Origin of the sequence: Salinibacterium sp. UTAS2018, assembly GCF_004118935.1 — a bacterium.
Lineage (GTDB): Bacteria > Actinomycetota > Actinomycetes > Actinomycetales > Microbacteriaceae > Rhodoglobus.
Genome location: NZ_CP035375.1, coordinates 2,228,076 through 2,247,545, shown reverse-complemented (window position 1 = coordinate 2,247,545; position 19,470 = coordinate 2,228,076). Strand labels below are relative to the sequence as shown.

At 63.5% G+C, this 19,470-nt stretch carries 18 protein-coding genes; 11 read left to right on the top strand and 7 right to left on the bottom strand.

Annotated elements, in window-relative coordinates; all coding sequences use genetic code 11:
* Positions 1–14: 14 nt before the first annotated feature.
* Positions 15–854, bottom strand: coding sequence for an AraC family transcriptional regulator (locus ESZ53_RS10695; RefSeq protein WP_129072816.1), 840 nt, complete (start codon positions 852–854; stop codon positions 15–17).
* 143 nt (positions 855–997) lie between these two features.
* On the opposite strand from ESZ53_RS10695, the gene ESZ53_RS10690 reads away from it, so the two are divergent.
* The 4 genes from ESZ53_RS10690 to ESZ53_RS10675 all read left to right on the top strand — a co-directional run bounded on the left by ESZ53_RS10690 (position 998) and on the right by ESZ53_RS10675 (position 4,664).
* Positions 998–1,966, top strand: a complete 969-nt coding sequence (locus ESZ53_RS10690) for a hypothetical protein (protein WP_129072815.1) — start codon at positions 998–1,000, stop codon at positions 1,964–1,966.
* Between the two features lie 65 nt (positions 1,967–2,031).
* Positions 2,032–2,223 carry a ferredoxin gene (locus ESZ53_RS10685; RefSeq protein ID WP_129072814.1) on the top strand — a complete coding sequence of 64 codons (192 nt, stop codon included), beginning with the start codon at positions 2,032–2,034 and terminating at the stop codon, positions 2,221–2,223.
* Between the two features lie 3 nt (positions 2,224–2,226).
* Positions 2,227–3,459: an NAD(P)/FAD-dependent oxidoreductase gene (locus ESZ53_RS10680; protein ID WP_129072813.1), complete on the top strand. Its 1,233-nt coding sequence runs from the start codon at positions 2,227–2,229 to the stop codon at positions 3,457–3,459.
* On the top strand, positions 3,456–4,664 hold the full coding sequence (locus ESZ53_RS10675; RefSeq protein ID WP_129072812.1) for a cytochrome P450: 1,209 nt from the start codon (positions 3,456–3,458) through the stop codon (positions 4,662–4,664). The genes ESZ53_RS10680 and ESZ53_RS10675 overlap by 4 nt, the downstream gene beginning before the upstream one ends.
* Before the next feature lie 29 nt (positions 4,665–4,693).
* On the opposite strand, the gene ESZ53_RS10670 is transcribed toward ESZ53_RS10675, so the two are convergent.
* On the bottom strand, positions 4,694–5,716 hold the full coding sequence (locus ESZ53_RS10670; protein ID WP_129072811.1) for a LacI family DNA-binding transcriptional regulator: 1,023 nt from the start codon (positions 5,714–5,716) through the stop codon (positions 4,694–4,696).
* Between the two features lie 208 nt (positions 5,717–5,924).
* On the opposite strand from ESZ53_RS10670, the gene rhaI reads away from it, so the two are divergent.
* The 3 genes from rhaI to ESZ53_RS10655 are packed head-to-tail and all read left to right on the top strand — an operon-like array spanning position 5,925 to position 10,572.
* On the top strand, positions 5,925–7,091 hold the full coding sequence (gene rhaI, locus ESZ53_RS10665) for an L-rhamnose isomerase (RefSeq protein ID WP_129072810.1): 1,167 nt from the start codon (positions 5,925–5,927) through the stop codon (positions 7,089–7,091).
* 53 nt (positions 7,092–7,144) lie between these two features.
* Positions 7,145–9,181 carry a bifunctional aldolase/short-chain dehydrogenase gene (locus tag ESZ53_RS10660; RefSeq protein WP_129072809.1) on the top strand — a complete coding sequence of 679 codons (2,037 nt, stop codon included), beginning with the start codon at positions 7,145–7,147 and terminating at the stop codon, positions 9,179–9,181.
* Positions 9,178–10,572, top strand: coding sequence for a rhamnulokinase family protein (locus tag ESZ53_RS10655; RefSeq protein ID WP_129072808.1), 1,395 nt, complete (start codon positions 9,178–9,180; stop codon positions 10,570–10,572). Before ESZ53_RS10660 ends, ESZ53_RS10655 begins: the two co-directional genes overlap by 4 nt.
* Positions 10,573–10,735: 163 nt before the next feature.
* Here the strand turns inward: ESZ53_RS10655 and ESZ53_RS10650 are convergent, their stop codons facing one another.
* On the bottom strand, positions 10,736–11,728 hold the full coding sequence (locus ESZ53_RS10650; protein WP_129072807.1) for a Gfo/Idh/MocA family protein: 993 nt from the start codon (positions 11,726–11,728) through the stop codon (positions 10,736–10,738).
* Between the two features lie 118 nt (positions 11,729–11,846).
* Between ESZ53_RS10650 and ESZ53_RS10645 the strand changes: the two genes are divergently transcribed.
* The 3 genes from ESZ53_RS10645 to ESZ53_RS10635 all read left to right on the top strand — a co-directional run bounded on the left by ESZ53_RS10645 (position 11,847) and on the right by ESZ53_RS10635 (position 15,221).
* Positions 11,847–12,491 (top strand): GntR family transcriptional regulator, encoded by a 645-nt coding sequence (locus ESZ53_RS10645; protein ID WP_129072806.1) that lies wholly within the window; start codon positions 11,847–11,849, stop codon positions 12,489–12,491.
* A gap of 8 nt (positions 12,492–12,499) precedes the next feature.
* Positions 12,500–13,882 (top strand): alpha-hydroxy acid oxidase, encoded by a 1,383-nt coding sequence (locus tag ESZ53_RS10640; protein ID WP_129072805.1) that lies wholly within the window; start codon positions 12,500–12,502, stop codon positions 13,880–13,882.
* 112 nt (positions 13,883–13,994) lie between these two features.
* The gene (locus ESZ53_RS10635) at positions 13,995–15,221 is read left to right on the top strand and encodes an MFS transporter (protein ID WP_246837296.1); all 1,227 of its coding nucleotides are present in this window, start codon (positions 13,995–13,997) and stop codon (positions 15,219–15,221) included.
* 67 nt (positions 15,222–15,288) lie between these two features.
* Here ESZ53_RS10635 and ESZ53_RS10630 read toward each other — a convergent pair whose 3' ends face one another.
* From ESZ53_RS10630 to ESZ53_RS10615, 4 genes are all read right to left on the bottom strand, one after another.
* Positions 15,289–16,146, bottom strand: coding sequence for an endo alpha-1,4 polygalactosaminidase (locus ESZ53_RS10630; RefSeq protein WP_129072804.1), 858 nt, complete (start codon positions 16,144–16,146; stop codon positions 15,289–15,291).
* 10 nt (positions 16,147–16,156) lie between these two features.
* Entirely contained in the window at positions 16,157–16,414 is a 258-nt protein-coding gene (locus tag ESZ53_RS10625) for a hypothetical protein (protein WP_129072803.1), read from the bottom strand.
* 141 nt (positions 16,415–16,555) lie between these two features.
* Positions 16,556–17,392 carry a M56 family metallopeptidase gene (locus ESZ53_RS10620; protein ID WP_129072802.1) on the bottom strand — a complete coding sequence of 279 codons (837 nt, stop codon included), beginning with the start codon at positions 17,390–17,392 and terminating at the stop codon, positions 16,556–16,558.
* A gap of 2 nt (positions 17,393–17,394) precedes the next feature.
* Positions 17,395–17,757 (bottom strand): BlaI/MecI/CopY family transcriptional regulator, encoded by a 363-nt coding sequence (locus ESZ53_RS10615; RefSeq protein WP_129072801.1) that lies wholly within the window; start codon positions 17,755–17,757, stop codon positions 17,395–17,397.
* A gap of 113 nt (positions 17,758–17,870) precedes the next feature.
* On the opposite strand from ESZ53_RS10615, the gene ESZ53_RS10610 reads away from it, so the two are divergent.
* Positions 17,871–19,460 carry a cytochrome ubiquinol oxidase subunit I gene (locus tag ESZ53_RS10610; protein ID WP_129072800.1) on the top strand — a complete coding sequence of 530 codons (1,590 nt, stop codon included), beginning with the start codon at positions 17,871–17,873 and terminating at the stop codon, positions 19,458–19,460.
* Positions 19,461–19,470: the final 10 nt, after the last annotated feature.

Genomic DNA, 19,470 nt, shown 5'->3' with positions numbered 1-19,470 from the left:
TGCACTGACGTCGATCAGTCGAGAAGGTGGATTCCCGCCCGGTACTCCTTGGGGCTGATGCCGTAGGCACTGCGAAAGATGCGAGCAAAGTAGTTCGCGTCGTCGATCCCGGCTTGCTCCCCCACGCGCGCAACCGCCAGATCGGTCGACACGAGTAGCAGAGCCGCGCGCTCGAGCCGCACCTGCGCGACGAAGCGTGCGGGAGACGTTCCCAGCTCACGCCGAAAGATTCGCGTGAAGTGGGAGGGCGAGAGATTAGCCGCCGCGGCCACGGCAGGCACAGACCACTCGTGGGCCGGATCAGCAACGATCTGTGCCACGGCACTCCACACCAGGTCACTCGACGAGGTCGCCACCTGCTCCACCCGATCCGGATCCCCGAAGTCGGTGAGCACCGCCATGATGCAGGTCAACAGGCCCACGCTGATCATGAAAGGCGCCTGCGGGCGTTGCTCGAGCGATGTCGCCCAGGCCACGGCATCGCCGAAGACACCGGCCGGTGCGGTCCAACTTGAGGTGCCGGCTGAAAGCAGGCGCCGCGACGAGGTGGCATCAGTAAAGAGCCACGGCAAGTGCTCGAAAAGCACTCGCTCATCGAAGTACACATTCACCACCGTCATGGTGGTGATGGGCTCGAACGAATGCCAGCTTCCCGGCCGCACAAGGAACACCGAACCCGCAACCGCGTCATCCGTTCCCGTGCGCGAGATGTGCGTGCCGTGGCCGCTCACGACGAGGGCGATTTCGACGAAATCGTGAGCATGTGGCTCGATCGTCTCGGGCACATCAACGGATTCTGCCCCGATTCGGCGGGAATCGGCGCCGAGAACTCCCGTGAGCGCGTAGCGGTCCATGCGTGCAACTCTAAAGCATCGCGCCCACAACTAAGCGCGAAAAATGCTAGTCCGTGACCAGCGGTTGCTAACAGTTGTGCGCGATGTGCGATCAAATCGAAGTATTGAACTTGGCTGGATTCAGCCCTGAAGGGTAGACAACGATGTCGGCATTGCACACGACCAGCACCACCGATGCGTCGAGCAACGGCTGGCGAGAAATTGCTCCTGAACTCACGCAGATCGCCGAGTGGTCGCATTCCGGCGCCGCAGTGCTGGCAGACGGCCGCATTGTCGTGTCGACTCCGGGCAGCGCACACGTCAGCGTGATCACGCCCGACGGCTCCGTGACCACGCTCCCCTGTGGCGCAGGCATCTACCACGGCATGGCCACCGACCCCGGTGCTTCTAGCTCTGCAGTCTGGCTCGCCGACATCGGCGTCGAGGCTGACGGCGGCGGGCTCTTCCTCTTTGACGTCGACGCGAAGGAACTGACGGATGTCGGCCCCGACGACCGCACGACAGCGCACGTCGTCGGCTGGCGACCCACCGCTCTCGCTGTGGAGCGCGGCATCACCGATCCGGCCGGTTCCGTGCTCTGGGTGGCGGATGGCTACGGTCACTCGCTGGTGCACCGCCTCGAAGACGGTCGCATTACCCTGACGATCGATGGCTCAGCCTCTGGCCAAGCCTTCGATTGCCCGCACGGTATCGCGCTCGAAGATCGCGGCGACGAGACCCTCGTGGTCGTCGCCGACCGCTCGAATGAACGCTTGGTCTGGTTCGACCTCACCGGCGCGTACGTTCGCGAGCTGCGCAGCCCCCTCATCACGAGCCCGAGCTCAATCACCGTGTATGACAACCGTCTTATTGTCACCGAGCTGTTCGGCGGCCTGATCGCTGTGGCATCCGACGACACCGTGACGGATCTGCTGAACCGCTCCCCTCGCGAGCGCGTTGGCGCCTGGCCGAACGAAGGCGACAGCGACAACCTGCTGCGCCCGGCAGTCATCCCCGGCCAGATCAATAGCCCACACGGTATTGCCACGACCAAGGACGGCGTTGTTCTGACCGAATGGATCATCGGCGGGCGCACTATCTTGCTCGGGCACGACATCGTCGGCACCCCCTAACCACCGCGCCCTCAACCACAGCACCCTCACTGCACCTCAGCACGAAACCGAACACAGGAGTTCCCATGAAAATCGAAATTGATGCCGCTGCTTGCGTCGGTGCCGGCCAGTGCGTTCTCACGGCAGAAGACCTTTTCGACCAGGACGACGACGGAATCGTGTTGCTGCTCAACGCTGAGCCTGACGAATCTCGCTACGCCGCCGCTCGACGCTCCGCCGCGCTGTGCCCCGCACGCGCGATCACCATTCACGAGTAAATCGTGGAACTGAAGTCGCACCCTGATGTGCTGATTATCGGCGCCTCGACCGCCGGATGCGCCACAGCAGAGTCGTTGCGCCACGAAGGCTTTACGGGCTCGATCACCGTGCTCGGCAACGAGACCTCAGCACCCTACAATCGCCCTCCGCTCTCGAAGCACGTATTGCTCGGGGAATGGGAATCGGAGAAGGCAGATATCTTCACCGACGGTGCAGCGGAGCGTGCCAGCATCGACCTCCACACTGACGTGACCGCTCACGCGCTGAACACGGCCGAGCGCAGTGTCTCCACGAGCCGCGGCGACATTTCTTACGGCGCGCTTGTGATCGCCACCGGTGCCCGGGCTCGCCAGCTACCGGCCAGCGTCGACCCAGACCACGTAGCGCTCACGTTGCGCACTCGCGAAGACTCGGTGCTGCTTCGCGAACGCCTCGAAAACTCCCGCTCCGTCGTTGTCATTGGCTCCGGAGTTCTCGGTTCAGAAATCGCCGCGGCGGCTCGCAAGAAGGGGTGCGCCGTGACAATCGTCGGCCGCTCCGGGGCCCTGACGTTGGGTTCGGTTCGCGATCTGTTGACACAACGTCTCGAACGACTTCACGCGCAGAATGATGTTGAGTTGCGTTTAGCTGAGGGCGTCGCCTCGATCACGCACGACGGCACGACGGCCCACGTGACTCTAACCTCGGGTGAGCAGCTCGACGCTGACACCGTTGTCGCCGCTGTTGGCGCCATCCCGAATGTGGAGTGGCTCGAATCGAGCGGCCTCACCACCTCCCCAGCACTGAACTGTGACTCGCACGGACAGTGCGCGGAAAACATCTATGCCGTCGGCGACGTCGCCGCCTGGCACGACTCTCGCACCGGCCGCTGGCTCCCTGACGAGCACCAACTGACAGCGCTCCAACACAGTCAAGCCGTTGCACGCCACATCGCTACGGGCGAGAAGGCTGAACCCCCGGTTCCTTTCTTTTGGAGCGAGCTCTACGGCGTCCGTTTTCAGGCCTACGGGCGATTCCCCGCAGAGGCCGAACTCGTCACGACGCACGGCGACCGCGAAAGCGGAGACTTCGTAGCCCTCAGCATGCTCGATGGGCTCCCCCACGGAGTCGTCGCCAGCAACATGTCCCGCGACTTTCGGCAGGCCAGGCCAGCCGTCGATGCCACCCTCTCGGGCACTCCCGCCCCAGCGACAACCACCACACCTTCGACCGCCCCTCTAGGAGGACAGTCATGACAACCACCCCCGCTGCCGCCGCCGGAGTATGCCCCTTCACCGGGCGCTCCTCGGCACTTCCGCTCGACGGCAACCCGCACGTTCCCACCCCGGCTCTCGCCGAATTCCGCGAGAATGGCCCGGCCACGCCGATTCGTTTCGCCGATGACCACGAAGGCCTGCTCGTCACCCAGTTCGGGATGGCGCAGGCAGTGCTCGAAGATCCGCGCTTTACGCAGAACCCTCGCCGCTTTCTCCTAGGACCACCCGAGGGCGAAGTCCACGACGTCGATCAGCGAGCGAAGGATGCCCTGGCCGTCGCCGACATCCTCTCTCTCGATGGAGACCAGCACCGTCGCATCCGCCGTTCGGTCACCGCTCGCTTCTCGGTGAAGGCCGCCCGCGGACGTCGTGAAGCGGTGCGCGGTTTCGTCACCGAAACACTCGACGCCTTCCTTGCCGGCCCCAACCCCGGCAATGTGACCAACGACCTCGCCGCCCCCATCTCGGTGCGGAGCCACTGCCTCGTTCTCGGTGTCCCCGACAGCCACGTGCAACTCTTCGGCGATACCTTCGCTAAGCCGACCACGACGCAGCGCAAGTTCGATGTCATCCGCGAACTTCTCGAACTCGTCCGCCTCTCCCCCGGCGACAACGTCTTTAGCGACCTCATCGCCTCTGACCTCACTGCTGCCGAAGTAGAAGGACTCGCGTGGGTGCTGTCCGTCTCCGGTCGCGACTCTGTGGCGTACATGATCTCGATGTCGGTCTTGACACTCTTGAAGCACCCGGAACAGTGGGAACTGCTCAAGCGCGAACCCGAACTTCTGCCGGGCGCAATTGAAGAGCTCGTGCGCTACAACACGATGTTCCTCACCGTCTTCAGCCGGACAGCACTTGAGGACATGGAAATTCAGGGCGTGACGATCCCGAAGGGGCAATCCGTGACGGTTTCCCCGGTGGGCGCTAACCGTGACCCGGAGCGGTTCGACGACCCCTCGACCTTCGACATCACGCGCGACTCTGCCGGCCACCTCGGCTTCAGTCACGGCCCCCACGGTTGTGTCGGGCAGCAGTTCGCGCGCGTGCAGATTACCGAAGCACTCACACAGCTCTTGACGCGCGTGCCCGACCTCACGCTGATCGATGCCGAGTTCGAGTCACCCTACCCGCTCGCGTCATACCTGCCCACCTACGAAGCGCCACCGGTTAACGTCACCTGGTAGCGTTCGGCCCCGATCATCCCGCGCCGCGGCTACATCGAGTCGATAGCGCTTGCTGAGGTGGAGCGGCGTACAACCAGCTCCGGCTGGAAGACGACGTGGCGCGCGGCCATGTCGGGCGCTTCGACTTCTTCCAGCAAAATCTCTAGCGCGGTGTGCCCGATCATGCCTGCTGGTTGACGGATCGACGACAGCGGGACCACGGCAGCCGAGGCAAAGTCGATGTCGTCGTAGCCGATAAGGGCGATGTCTTCGGGAACCCGCACATCCGACCCCTGGAGCATGAGCGCTTGCAAAACGCCCATGGCTACCAAGTCATTGGCGGCGAAAACGGCGTCGGGCCGTTCGGTACGCGCTGCGATACTCGCTCCCGCCTTACGGCCCGCGATGACACTGAGCGACTCAAGGTCAATCACTTCAAGGGTGACGTCATCATGTTCGCGCACGGCCAGACGCGCGCCCTCGAGACGGTCGGCGACTTGGTGGATCGAGAGCGGGCCACCGACGAACACTATGCGCGTTCGGCCCTCGGCGATCAAATGCTTCACGGCCATTCGTCCGCCTGCCACGTCATCCACTGTGACCGAACTGAAGCTGCGGTCGGGGCTTGCCCGGTCGACAAGAACGGCAGGAATGCCGCGATCACGCAGCGCCGTCAACCGTGGCGTGATCTCACCGATCGGCGAGATCAGGACGCCGTGGGAACGTTGCTGTTCAAAGAGGTCGAGATAGGCGAGCTCGCGCGAAGGGTCTTCGTCGCTGTTGCCCAAGATGATCGAAAGTCCCTCTTTACCAGCGCGGGTTTCGGCACCGCGAGCGACATCCGTGAAAAAGGGGTTGCGCACGTCGAGGACGACGAGGCCTACCGTTTTGCTGTGGCCATCGCGCAGTTGGCGGGCGGCGTCGTTGCGAACGAACCCGAGGGCCTCGATGGCCCGCTGCACCTTCTTGACGGTGGCCGGCGCGACCTTGGCCGGATGGTTCATGACGTTCGAGACCGTTCCGACGGAAACGCCTGCGTGCTGAGCGACATCTTTGACGCTAACGGTACTCATTGAATCCCATTCCTGAGGGCGAAATCGCCCCATTTTATTGAATCGTTCAATTGTGCCACGATTCGCCAGTTCTTGACGGAATGAGGCAAAAGAACGTATTCTCGTGGGAACGACTTAAAACGATTCAATGACGAGTTGATGAGTGAGGCGTCTCGTTCTCCGCATCGGAGGGCGAGACGCGGCACTCCGCAGAACAAAGGACCCAGCAGTGACCAGCTTCAGTTCAATCGCATCCCGCCTCGAAGAGCAGGCCATCGAACTCCCCTCGTGGGCCTTCGGCAACGCGGGAACCCGGTTCAAGGTTTTCGGTACCCCCGGCACTCCCCGCACCCCCGAAGAGAAGATCGCGGATGCCGCCCAGGTCAACAAGTACACGGCACTGTCGCCGACCGTGGCTCTGCACATCCCGTGGGACAAGGTTGAGGACTACAGCGCCCTCCGCAGCTTCGCCCAGGACCACGGTGTCGACCTCGGAACAGTGAACTCCAACACCTTCCAAGAAGACGACTACAAGTTCGGCTCGCTCACCAACGTCGACCCCACAATTCGCCAAAAGGCCATCGATCACCACTTCGAGTGCATCGATGTGATGAATCAGACTGGCTCACGTGACCTCAAGATCTGGGTCGCTGATGGCTCGAACTACCCCGGCCAGGCCGACATCCGCGGTCGTCAAGATCGCCTCGCCGATTCGCTCGAGCAGATCTACGCCCGCCTCAGCGACGAGCAGCGTCTGGTGCTCGAATATAAGTTCTTCGAGCCCTCGTTTTACCACATGGATGTTCCCGACTGGGGAACAAGCTTCGCGCAGGTCACTGCCCTCGGCGAGCGTGCCCTCGTGTGCCTCGACACCGGTCACCATGCCCCCGGTACCAACATCGAGTTCATCGTCATGCAGCTGCTGCGAGTCGGCAAGCTCGGCTCGTTCGACTTCAACTCACGCTTCTACGCCGATGACGACCTCATTGTGGGTGCCGCCGACCCGTTCCAGTTGTTCCGCATCATTTACGAAGTTGTTCGTGGTGGCGGTTACGGCGCCGACAGCGGTGTGGCCTTCATGCTCGACCAGTGCCACAACGTCGAAGACAAGATTCCCGGTCAAATGCGCTCGGTGCTCAACGTGCAGGAGATGACGGCGCGTGCGCTTCTCGTCGACTCGGCAGCGCTTACCGCGGCCCAGGATGCCGGCGATGTTCTCGGCGCCAACGGAATTCTGATGGATGCCTTCTACACCGACGTGCGCGCTGACCTCGCTGCGTGGCGCGAGTCGCGCGGCCTGCCGGCCGACCCGATGGCCGCCTATGCGGCATCTGGTTACCAGCAGAAGATCGCTGAAGAACGCGTGGGTGGCGTTCAGGCTGGGTGGGGAGCCTAGCCCTCGCGGTCTTCCTCAGCCCTCTCACTTCACTGACCTCTTAGGAATCTCTCATGACGAACCCCACTGCCGCTGAGCTCATCGCACGGTCGAACCGCCTCGGTTCTGACCCGCGCGTTACCAACTACGCCGGCGGCAACACGTCGGCAAAGGGCACCGAAACGGATCCCGTTACCGGAGAGCCGATCGAGCTCATGTGGGTCAAGGGATCCGGCGGAGACCTCGGCACGCTTCAGGAAGCCGGCCTCGCCGTGCTGCGCCTCGACCGACTGCGCTCGATGACCAACGTCTATCCCGGCATCGACCGCGAAGATGAAATGGTTGCCGCGTTCGATTTCACACTGCACGGCAAGGGTGGCGCCGCGCCCTCCATCGACACCGCCATGCACGGCCTCGTCGATGCCGCCCACGTTGACCACCTGCACCCCGACTCCGGTATCGCCATCGCGACCGCGAAAGACGGCGAAGAACTCACGACGAAGGCGTTTGGCGACAAAGTTGTCTGGGTGCCGTGGCGTCGCCCCGGCTTCCAACTCGGCCTCGACATTGCCGCTATCAAGGAGGCAAACCCCCAAGCAATCGGCTGCATCCTCGGCGGCCACGGCATCACCGCGTGGGGTGACACAAGCGACGAAGCAGAAGCCAACAGCCTCTGGATCGTTAAGACCGCCGAAGACTTCATTGCCGCCGAGGGTAAGGATGCCCCGTTCGGCGAGGCAGTAGCCGCCAACGCTGCGCTGCCCGAAAACGAGCGCCGCGCCAAGGCCGCCGCCCTCGCTGCCACCATCCGCGGCATCGCCAGCCACGACCGCCCCATGGTCGGCCACTTCACTGACGCGGATGTCGTTCTCGACTTCCTGGCTTCGGCCAACGCTCCGAAGCTTGCCGCCCTCGGCACGAGCTGCCCCGACCACTTCTTGCGCACGAAGGTCAAGCCCTTGCTGCTCGACCTTCCCGCGGACGCCTCGATCGAGAAGAGCATCGAGCGCCTCAAGGAACTCCACGAGGAGTACCGCAAGGACTACACCGCGTACTACGACAAGCACGCCACCGCCGACTCCCCCGCGATCCGCGGCGCTGACCCGCTCATCGTTCTCGTTCCCGGTGTTGGCATGTTCAGCTACGGCGCCAACAAGCAGACCGCCCGCGTTGCTGGCGAGTTCTACGTCAACGCCATCAACGTGATGCGCGGCGCCGAAGCCCTCTCCACTTACGCTCCCATCAGCGATGCTGAGAAGTTCAACATCGAATACTGGGCACTCGAAGAAGCCAAGCTGCAGCGGATGCCGAAGCCCAAGTCGCACGCCACCCGCGTTGCGCTCGTGACCGGCGCAGCATCCGGTATCGGCAAGGCCATCGCTACCCGCCTCGCTGCGGATGGCGCCTGCGTCGTCATTGCCGACCTCGACCTTGAGAAGGCTCAGGCCGCTGCTGCCGAGATCGGAAACACGGATGTCGCGATCGGCCTGAAGGTCAATGTGACCGACGCCGAAGCGATCGACCGCATGGTGCAGGATGCCGTACTCGCCTTTGGCGGGCTCGACATCGTCGTGAACAATGCCGGAGTTTCGCTCTCGAAGCCCCTGCTGGAGACGACCGAGAAGGATTGGGACTTCCAGCACGACATCATGGCCAAGGGTTCGTTCCTGGTGTCGAAGGCCACCGCGCCAGTGCTCATCGACCAGGCCATGGGCGGCGACGTCATCTACATCTCGTCGAAGAACTCGGTCTTTGCTGGCCCGAACAACATTGCGTACTCGGCCACGAAGGCCGACCAAGCTCACCAGGTGCGACTGCTGGCAGTCGAGCTCGGCGAGCACGGCGTGAAGGTCAACGGCATCAACCCCGACGGCGTTGTGCGCGGCTCCGGAATCTTCGCTGCAGGGTGGGGCGCCAACCGCGCCAAAACCTACGGCGTTGAAGAAGAAGACCTCGGCAAGTTCTACGCTCAGCGCACGATCCTCAAGCGTGAGGTTCTGCCCGAGAACGTCGCCAACGCTGTATCGGTGCTCACGGGCCCCGACCTCAGCCACACCACCGGTCTCCACATCCCCGTTGATGCTGGTGTTGCGGCAGCCTTCCTCCGATGAATGCGGGAGTGGTCGCTGCGGTTGATCTCGGTGCGACCAGTGGCCGAGTCATGCTCGGCCTCGTGGGTCACAACGAGCTCAGCGTTCGCCCGGTAGCGCGCTTTCCCAATGGTCCGGTGCGCCGTGAAGACGGTTTGCACTGGGACATTGATGCGCTCTACTCGAGCGTGCTCGCCGGTTTGGCGGCTGCTATTCGCGAAGAACCGCAACTGTCGAGCATCGGAGTGGACTCGTGGGCGGTCGACTATGCGTTGATGGCGGGCGGGCAGATGATTGCTCCCCCGTTCCATTACCGCGATGACCGCACGGCCGCAGGCGTGGAGCGCGTGCACACGATCGCTGATCACGCTGAGCTCTATGCCTCGAACGGCCTGCAGTTCCTCCCCTTTAATACGCTGTACCAGTTCGCGGCCGAGCAGAACCTTGCCGATGCCGATGGTTTCTTGCTCGTCCCCGACCTGATCAACTACTGGTTGACGGGGCGACAGGTTGCCGAGCAGACCAACGCGTCGACGACGGGGCTGCTGAATCTGGCGACCGGCCAGTGGGATGACGCGCTCATCGAGAAGCTCGGATACTCCCGCAGCCTCTTCCCTGAGTTGGTTACTCCCGGCACGACCCTGGGGCCGGTGCGCGACGAGCTCGGCATCCGTGCCGATGTGGTCGCTGTTGGATCGCATGACACGGCATCCGCTGTCGTCGCGGTCCCGGCAACGAACGACGACTTCGCGTATATCTCGTGCGGAACGTGGGGGCTCGTGGGCGTTGAGCTGAACTCCCCCGTGCTCACCGAAGCTAGCCGAGCCGCGAACTTCACCAACGAGGGCGGCGTCGACGGACGCGTGCGCTACCTGCACAACGTCATGGGCCTGTGGCTGCTGAGCGAGTGCGTGCGCGACTGGCAGAAGGAAGACGCCAGCGTCGACCTTCTCGAACTGCTGGCGGCGGCATCCGCTCTCACGACAACGGTGCCAATCTTCGACGCGAACGACCCACGCTTCCTTGCTCCCGAGGGAATGCCCGCGCGCATTGCTGCTTGGTGCACCGAACTCGATGTGGCTGTTCCGCAGTCGCGCGTGGAGTTTGTGCGCAGCATTATCGAAAGCCTCAGCGTTGCTTTCGTGGATGCCGTACACACGGCCTCAGATCTCTCCGGAAAGTCGGTGTCGGTTATCCATATCGTCGGCGGTGGCTCGCAGAACGAGTTGCTCTGCCAGCTGATCGCGGACCGCAGCGGAATGCCGGTGCTCGCCGGCCCCGTGGAGGCCACGGCCATTGGCAACGTGCTCGTTCAGGCGCGCGCCCAGGGGTTCGTCGAAGGTTCGCTCGAGAGCTTGCGCAGCCTCGTCGCTACCGCGTTCTCGCCGAAGCAGTATCTGCCGCGTTCGTAGTAGACCGTAGGGGCGCTGTGCACGCCGGCGTTACCCGCGGCATGCACAACGCCCTCGTGTGCGCTTAACGAACACAGCGCCAGCCACCGATCAGTTCGGTGGCTGGCGCTGTGTTGGTTAACGGGCGAAGTCTGGGCAGCCCGCGCTAGCGCGAGTGAGCTCGTTAGCCCTCGTCGAGCATCGGGTACGTGAGCCCGATCTGGCGGCGGATTTCGTCGAGCGTGTGCATGATCTCGATGCTCTCGGTCGGCGAGAGGATGTCGTTGGTCAGCTCACCAGCGGCAACGAGGCGCTCGAGTTCGGCGGCCTGGAATTGCATGCCGCGACCCGTGGTGCTGCCGTCGAACTCTTCGACGAGGTTACCCTCGCCGTCGAAGCGAGTGAAGGTCGTGGGGGCGTAGAAGGTCTCATCGATTTCGATGCGGCCTTCGGTGCCTACAATGACGGCGCGCGTGGGGCCGCGCAGGTCGAGGGTAGTCTGCAGCACTGCTTGAGCTTCGGTGCCGTAGCTGAAGATCATCGAGGTCTGGCGGTCGACATCCGTACCAGTCTTAGTGGCCACGGCCACCAGGCTGGATGGTGCCCCCAAAATGTCAAAGGCAAACGACACGGGGTAGATGCCGAGGTCGAGCAGCGCGCCACCTCCCAAGAGCGGGTTGTTGATGCGGTGCAGCGGATCGCTGGGCAGGTTCTGGTTGTGGTCCGCGATCACGCTGCGAATCGTTCCCAGTGCGCCCTCGGCGATGAGCTCGCGGATGCGCACCATGTGCGGCAGGTAGCGGGTCCACATGGCTTCCAACACAACAAGGTTCTGTTCGTTGGCCCGGGCCACGACGTTCTCAGCCTGCGCCGCGTTCATCGTGAACACCTTCTCCACGAGAACGTGCTTACCGGCGTTGAGCGCGAGCAGGGCGTGCTCTTCGTGGAAGGGGTGCGGCGTTGCGACGTAGATGGCGTCGACGTTGGGGTCAGCAACGAGGTCTTCGTAGCTGCCGTGAGCGGTCGGGATGCCGTACTCGGCGGCGAACTTGTCTGCCGATTCTTGAGTGCGTGATCCGACCGCGACGACCTTGTGGCCGTGCTCCTTCAGGTCACTGGTTTGCAGCGTCGCAATCCACCCGGTGCCCAAGATTCCCCATGCCACTTGCTTCGTCATGCCATCTCCTTTGTTGCGCACGAAAACATACGTCGCCAATGTAGCAGGAGGCTATTTCACTTTGTCTTACATTCTGTTAGATTGTCTGACAATCCCCGTCAGTGCAGAAGGAGCAACCATGATCGAGAACGCCGCCGTGCTTCCCGAAACCGTCGCCCAAAAACTTCGTGCCGACATCATTGCTCAGCGCGATGCCCCCGGCTCTGCCATCACCGAGTCGGCCGTTGCCCTCCGCTTCGGCGTCGCCCGCCCCACCGCGCGCCTCGCGATTGATCGCCTCGTTGCCGACGGCATCCTGCGCCGTGAAGCCCACCGCGCCGCGCGCGTGCCCGAGCTCAGCTATGACGATGTGCTCGACCTCTTTGACACCCGCTCCATCGTGGAGACCGCCGCCATGGCTGCGTTAGCCGAAGCCGGCGCGATCCCGGCGGAGGCGCTGGCAGCCCACCGCGCGCTCACCGCCACCGAAGATTTCGCGCACCACGACATCCAGTTTCACCGCGCGCTTGTCGCCGGTCAGCCCAGCTCTCGCCTCACCCGTCTGCACGAACTGCTCATGGGTGAAGTTGAGCTGTGCATTGGGCAGGTTCAGTCCGCCCAGCTCATTACCGCTCACGAGGTGGCCGAGCAACACCAGGGCATCCTCGATGCCATCACCGCCGGGGATGCCTCCACCGCAGAGCGCCTCACCCGCGACCACATTTTGGGGGCGCGCGATCGCCTCCTCACACACCTCGACACCGACCTCGACACCGACAGCTAAGGCACCTCATGGTTAAGCGTCAATTTCCGAACCCCGTAGAGCTCGCGAAGCTCATGAAGTTCAAGGCCCCCGAGCTCAACGGTAAAAAGCGCCGCCTCGACGGTGCGCTCACGATCTACGACCTCAAAGACATCGCGAAGCGACGCACCCCCAAGGCTGCCTACGACTACACGGATGGCTCGGCCGAAGGCGAAATCTCGCTGAGCCGGGCGCGCCAGGCGTTCGAGGACATCGAGTTTCACCCGTCGATCCTGCGCGATGCCTCGAACGTGTCGACCACCACGCAAATTCTCGGTGGCACCTCCGCCATGCCCTTCGGAATCGCCCCCACGGGATTCACGCGCCTCATGCAGACCGAGGGCGAGATTGCGGGCGCGGGCGCAGCAGCGGCAGCAGGCATTCCCTTCACGCTCTCGACGCTCGGCACGACATCCATTGAAGATGTGAAAGCCGAAAACCCGAACGGGCGCAACTGGTTCCAGCTGTACGTGATGCGCGAGCGCGAGATTTCGTACGGACTCGTCGAGCGCGCGGCCGCTGCCGGGTACGACACCCTCATGTTCACGGTCGACACCCCCGTTGCCGGAGCGCGACTGCGGGATAAGCGCAACGGCTTCTCGATTCCACCGCAGCTGACCGCCGGCACGATCCTCAACGCGATCCCCCGCCCGTGGTGGTGGTTCGACTTCCTCACGACTCCCCCGCTCGAGTTCGCGTCGCTCGCGACCACCGGCGGCACCGTGGGCGAACTGCTCGACTCCGCCATGGATCCGTCGATCAACTACGAAGACCTCGAGATCATCCGCGCCATGTGGCCGGGCAAGATCGTCATCAAGGGAGTGCAGAACCTCGAAGACTCGAAGCGCCTCGCCGCACTCGGTGTTGACGGCATCCTGCTCTCGAACCACGGTGGCCGCCAGCTCGACCGCGCGCCCATCCCGTTCCACCTGCTGCCCGAGGTCGCTCGCGAAGTCGGCAACGACGTTGAAGTGATGGTCGACACCGGCATCATGAACGGTGCGGATGTCGTGGCCTCGATGGCGCTCGGCGCCAAGTTCACCCTCATCGGCCGCGCCTACCTCTACGGCCTCATGGCCGGAGGCCGCCAGGGCGTCGACCGCACCATCGAGATCCTCTCGGACCAGATCGTGCGCACCATGAAGCTGCTCGAAGTCACGAGCATCGAAGAGCTCGAGCCCAAGCACGTCACTCAGCTGCAGCGACTGGCACCCCGTGCCGTCGCGCCGAGCGCCGCCGCTGCGGTTCCCGCCAAGCGTGCTGCGCCGCGCAAGGCTGCTGCATCCGCTTCGGCCGCGGCCGCAGCTAAGGCCGCACCCACGAAGGCTGCCGCGAAGAAGCCGGCCACAAAGAAAGCCGCTGTAAAGAAGTAAGGCCACTCGTGCCGCGGGCTGTGGTGGGCTGCCGCGCGAGTTCTCTCCCCCGCCGGGTTTCAGCTTCTGACTGAGGTCGGTTGAAGCCCGGCGGGGCATAGGGTTAAGCATCGTGACTCAGAACTCTGTCGATGTCCCTACTCCCGTCTGGCGAGCACCCGGAATGCCAGCACTGCTGGTGCTCACGGCCGCTGGCTTCGGGGGCTTTGTCGCCCTGATTCCGGTTGTCCCCCTGTGGGCCGTTCAGGGCGGCGCCACGGAAGCAGGCTCCGGGCTGGTCAATGGTCTTCTGCTGATCGTGACGGTTATGACACAGCCGTTCGTGCCGCGCCTTCTCGATCGTTTCGGCACCGGCCGCGTGCTGGCGGTAGGGCTCGCCCTTCTCGGCGCTCCCGCGCTCTTGCTCATCATCTCTGATCAGCTGGCCTGGATTCTTGCCATCTCGGCCGTCCGCGGTATCGGCTTCGGCATCCTCACCGTCACGGGTTCCACGGTCGTGGCGAACCTCGTCGATCGCGCCCAGCACGGTGCCGCCGTCGGAATCTACGGCGCAGCGATTGCTGTTCCGCAGATCATTCTCGTACCGACCGCATCGTTCCTCGCCGACACCGTCGGGTTCTGGGCGGTTTTCGTGATCGGAGCCCTTCCCCTACTGGGCATTAGTTCCGCTCCGCGTCTCGCTCGAGTGCTTCGCGAGCAGTCCGCCGCTCGCGACCTTTTGCCACCCACCGACGCGACGCCGGTCGTCTCCGTTGATGGTGGAAAGTCTGAGCGCCGCTCTCTGGCGATCAGCCTTCTGCGCCCCATGATTCTGCTCAGCGGCGTCACCCTCGCCGGTGGTGCCCTGCTCACCTTCGCTCCGCAAATGAGTTCGTCGCCCGCAGCGACGGCGGGAGCGCTCGCGCTCCTCACCCTGAGCGCGGCCATCACGCGCTGGTCGATTGGCGGGATTTCTGACCGCTTCGGCGCCGAACGGTTCCTCTGGCCCCTGGTCGTGGTCTCGGTGGTCGGCCTGTTGGCGATCGCCGCCGCTGTTCGAGACCCCAATGCGACCGGCATCCTGCTGTTCCTCGTCGGCATGACGCTTCTCGGTATCGCCTACGGTGGCCTGCAAAACCTCACGCTGGTGATCTCTCTCGCGGCGGTGAAGCGCAAGCAGTACGGCACCGCCAGCGCCGCCTGGAACATCGGTTTCGACCTCGGTACCGCGCTCGGCTCAGTTCTCATTGGAACCCTCGCCACCGCGTTCTCGTTCCCGCCCGCCGTCTTGGCTGCCGCCGCCATCGCGTTGCTCACCCTGCCGCTCGCGTTCCTACGCGGCCCGAAGGTCTCCGACTAGCCACCCGGCGAGAATGCGGGCCGAATTGGCTCGCCGCAGCAACCGGGCTGGCTTCGCGAGAATGCGGTCAGCAGTGCTCGAACACGTACTCCGCTGAGCCGGGCGGCGTGAGATCGCGATCCCGCAGCATCGTGATGCGCGGTGTCGCAGCATCCGCACACACCTCGCTGAATGGGCGACGCAGCTCATCGGTGTACTCGATGTCGATGACGGCCTCTCCATAAAAGTCGGTGAAGTCGCCGCACTCTGAGTACTGGTCGCACTCCTCGACGATCGCAAAGTCGAAGCCGATGGCGGATGCCGCCTCCCCGAGCATCTCCGCCGAGTTCTTCTGGGCTACCGCGAGCCCATTACTGTGGCCGAGCTGCACGAACAGCATCGCCATGGCCACCGCCTGCTCCCGCTCAAGAACCCCGGCGGAGCGCGCGTAGCTGTCGAGGTTATCGAACTCCACGGCCGCGAACCCCGCGCTCGCGCAGCCCTCAATCAGTGGCGCGAAGCGTGCGGCGATAGCATCGCGATTGCCGGCGGTACGGATGTCGAGCAGCGTCTCGTCTGGCCAGTTCGCGTCAATGACCGGGTCGCCTTCGGCATCGCGCAGCAGCAGCTCGCTTGGCCACGACTCCCCCGGTTGCGACTGGAACCCGTTGAGGTAACAGATGGAATAGGCACCGGCGAGAGGCTCCTCGCTCGCGTCACGCACGACGACGGTGACGGCAGCGTCGGGCTCGTACGCTCCGCCGAGTTGGTAGTCCGCGACGGCGCCTGCGGCGAAGAGAGTCGGTGAGGCGGTAGCGGTGGGAGTGGCGTCTGTCTCGGTCGCACGGGGAACTGCAGCCGAGCATCCGGCCAGCACGAGAAGAACCGCGAGCACCGCAGTGACACAGATCGCTGGCGACGAGAATCGTGGCGCGCGCACTGTCATGCCGTTGAGTTTAGGCTGCTCCGGTGCGATGCGAGATGTAGGTCGCACGCATATGAGAGCGGTGAGGAGGCAGCTCTGCCCGGATGAGCACAATGCTCGAAACGATTGCCAGCAGAGCCGAAACAGCCAACGACAGGGTCGGGAGTGGAGGGATGCCCGCAGCCAGCTCAAGCCCAGCGCCGGCCACGATCAGCCAGACGGCAGCGCCCGCAGCGGCGGTGAGGCTCGCGAGAAGAACGACCACCCACCCGATTATTTTTCTGTTCATGACTGCCCCCTTGCTTTCAGTTCTGCTGGTTAGTGCGACTGTGTAGCGTGAGAAAAAGTCTGAAACTTTCTCTCTACTTGAACGCTAGACCCCAAACGGGGGTCTTTCTAGTCGTCATTAAGGCGGACTGGAGCGGAGACGCTAAGCGAGCCGAAGAAGCCGAGCGCGCAGTTCCTTGGGCGTCGATTCCGGCAGGGCGGCGGAGAGTTCGCTGCGCTGGGGAAGAGCTCCGCCTTCGGAGACAACGGTGATGGCGCGGGCGAGGCTGCCGCGCGTGACGCGCGCGAGGGCGTTGTCGTCCGCGTGCATTTCAAGAAGAAGGGCCACTTCTCGCGAGGCGTTTCGGGCGGTGGGAAGCCAGGGCAGTGACAGCTTCCACGCGGTGAAGAAGATCAACACGATGTCGTGCCGTAACCGCACGTGCGCACGTTCGTGTTCGATCACGGCCTGCAGCTCTTCTTCATCGAGCAGCTGCAGCAGGCCGGCGCTCAGCACGGTGATGGAGGTGAGCGCGCCGGGCAGGCAGTAGGCGACGGGGGCCGGAGTGTTGATCACGCGCGTGCCGGGGCGGTCAGTCATTGGTTCGCTGAGGAGCGTGATCAACTGCGAGTGGCGGGCGCGCTCGCGTTCGGCGTAGACGACAGTGACGAGCAGGTTGAGCAGCAAGTGCGCGGTGAGAAAGAGCGCTCCTGAGAGAGCGAGCAACGACCACACCGAGGAGCCCTCGGGGAGCTCATTGTGGGTGACGAAACGCCACATGCCGGTTGCGGTATCCGGAAGGTCGGTGGCGAAGGTCGCCGCCCCGAGCAGCACGAGAGAACCGATCATGCTGAAGCCACCGATGAGGGCCACGAGTTGCCACACCAGTAATCCGAGAGTCGGGCGACGATAGGCCCACCGTGCGCCGGGCAGGATCGCCGGCACGGGCCACGCCAAGAGAATGGCAATGACTCCGAGAATGATCGCGGCGGCGACCACTCTTAGCGACCGGCGAGAATGCGGCGGAGGGTCTCGGCTTCTTCGTTGGACACCTGGCCCACAAAGCGTTCAAGCACAGCGGTACGGTCATTCGCCCCACCCAGCACTTCGTGCATGAGGTCGGCCATGTGAGATTCACGACCGGAGGCTGCACGGTAACGGTGCGGCCGCAGGTCACGCTCCCGCACGACGAAGTTCTTCTTTTCGAGCCGCGAGAGCACAGTCAGGATGGTCGTCGCTGCGAGCTCACGCCCAGTACCGTCTGGACCAGCCAGCTCGGCCTGCAGATCGTAAGCCGAGAGGCCTTCAGCGCTCGCCCACAGCAGGTCCATGACGCTGCGCTCGAGTTCACCAAGGGAGTTCATGCAAGCAATTCTACCCTAAGTAGAAATAGTTTCTACGAAGGTGTAGAAATGTATACATAGAGGTTCTACGGGATGTAGAACTAGCGCGACAGTTCGCCAGAGAGAGGCCAGGAGTGGACCCCCTAGAGATCGCCAGATGGCAATTCGGAATTACCACCGTTTACCACTTCATCATGGTTCCGCTCACGTTGGGTCTCGGCCCTATCGTTGCGCTCATGCAAACCCAGTGGGTGCGCACCGGCGATGAAAAGTGGCTGCGCATGACCAAGTTCTGGGGCAAGTTGTACCTCATCAACTTCATCATGGGTGTGGCCACGGGCCTCGTTCAGGAGTTCCAGTTCGGCATGGCGTGGAGCGAGTATTCCCGTTACGTTGGTGACGTCTTCGGCGCACCGCTCGCGATGGAAGGCCTGCTCGCGTTCTTCTTCGAGTCCGTCTTCCTTGGCCTCTGGATTTTTGGCTGGAGCCGCCTCCCCAAGAAGCTTCACCTTGCAACCCTCTGGATCGCTGTTGCCGGCTCGATCGTTTCCGCCTTCTTCATCATCGTGGCGAACTCGTGGATGCAGCACCCGGTTGGTGTTGAACTCATCGATGGCCGCCCCGTCATGACCGACATTTGGGCCGTGCTCACCAATAACACCGCCCTCTCCGCTTTCTCTCACACGGTCACCGGTGCTATCGCCGTCGGTGCTGGCTTCGTCGTCGGCATCTCCTGGTACCAGCTCTGGCAGCGCCGTCGCGACGGAATCGACACGGTGGATGCCACCGGACGCGTCGTCGTCGGCGAAAACCTCAGCATCCCCGGCCGCGACCGCAAGGACCACAGCGTCTGGATCAAGAGCATCCGCATCGGTGCCGTCATCGCGATCCTCGGGTTCGGTGCGCTCTCCATTACCGGTGACCTTCAGGCCAAGCTCATGTTTGAACAGCAGCCCCTGAAGATGGCAGCCGCTGAAGCCGCGTGCCACGACGGCACGAGCTTCTCAGTGCTTTCGATTGGCCCGCTCGGAGGCCAAGACTGTGAAGATGTCGTGGGCATTATTGAAATTCCCGGGTTGCTCTCGTTTCTCGCTCACGGCGACTTCGATACCGAAATTCAGGGTGTGAACACCCTCATCCCGCAGTACCAAGAGTTGTACGGCACCAACCTCCCCGATGACCCGCTGTATGGCGAGCGTGCCGGCCAGGAGATCGACTACCTCCCTCTCATGGAGGTCACCTACTGGGGCTTCCGCCTCATGATCGGCTTCGGGATGCTCGCGGCAGGGTTTGCAGCCCTTACGCTCTGGATCGTTCGCAAGGGCACCGTGCCGCGGTCGAAGTTCCTCATGGGAACAGCGCTGCTCAGCATCGCAGCCCCCTTCGGCGCCAACATCGCCGGCTGGGTCTTCACCGAGATGGGCCGCCAACCGTTCGTGGTCGTGCCCAACCCGACGCCCGGTGGCATTGACGGTGTCTACATGTTCACCGCCGCCGCCGTCTCCCCCGGTGTCAGCGGCGAAGAGATAATCTTCTCGCTCGCCGCGCTTGCTCTCGTCTATGCCTTCCTGATGGTCTTCGAGATCAAGCTGCTGGTCAAGTACGTACGCGGTGGCGTCGCCTCGGCAATGCCTGAGCTCGGGCATCCAGAAGACGACGGCAGCGACCCCGACGATCCCAACAAACCAGACAAGCGCGACGACGTTCTCGCGTTCGCCTACTAAGCAGAAGGGC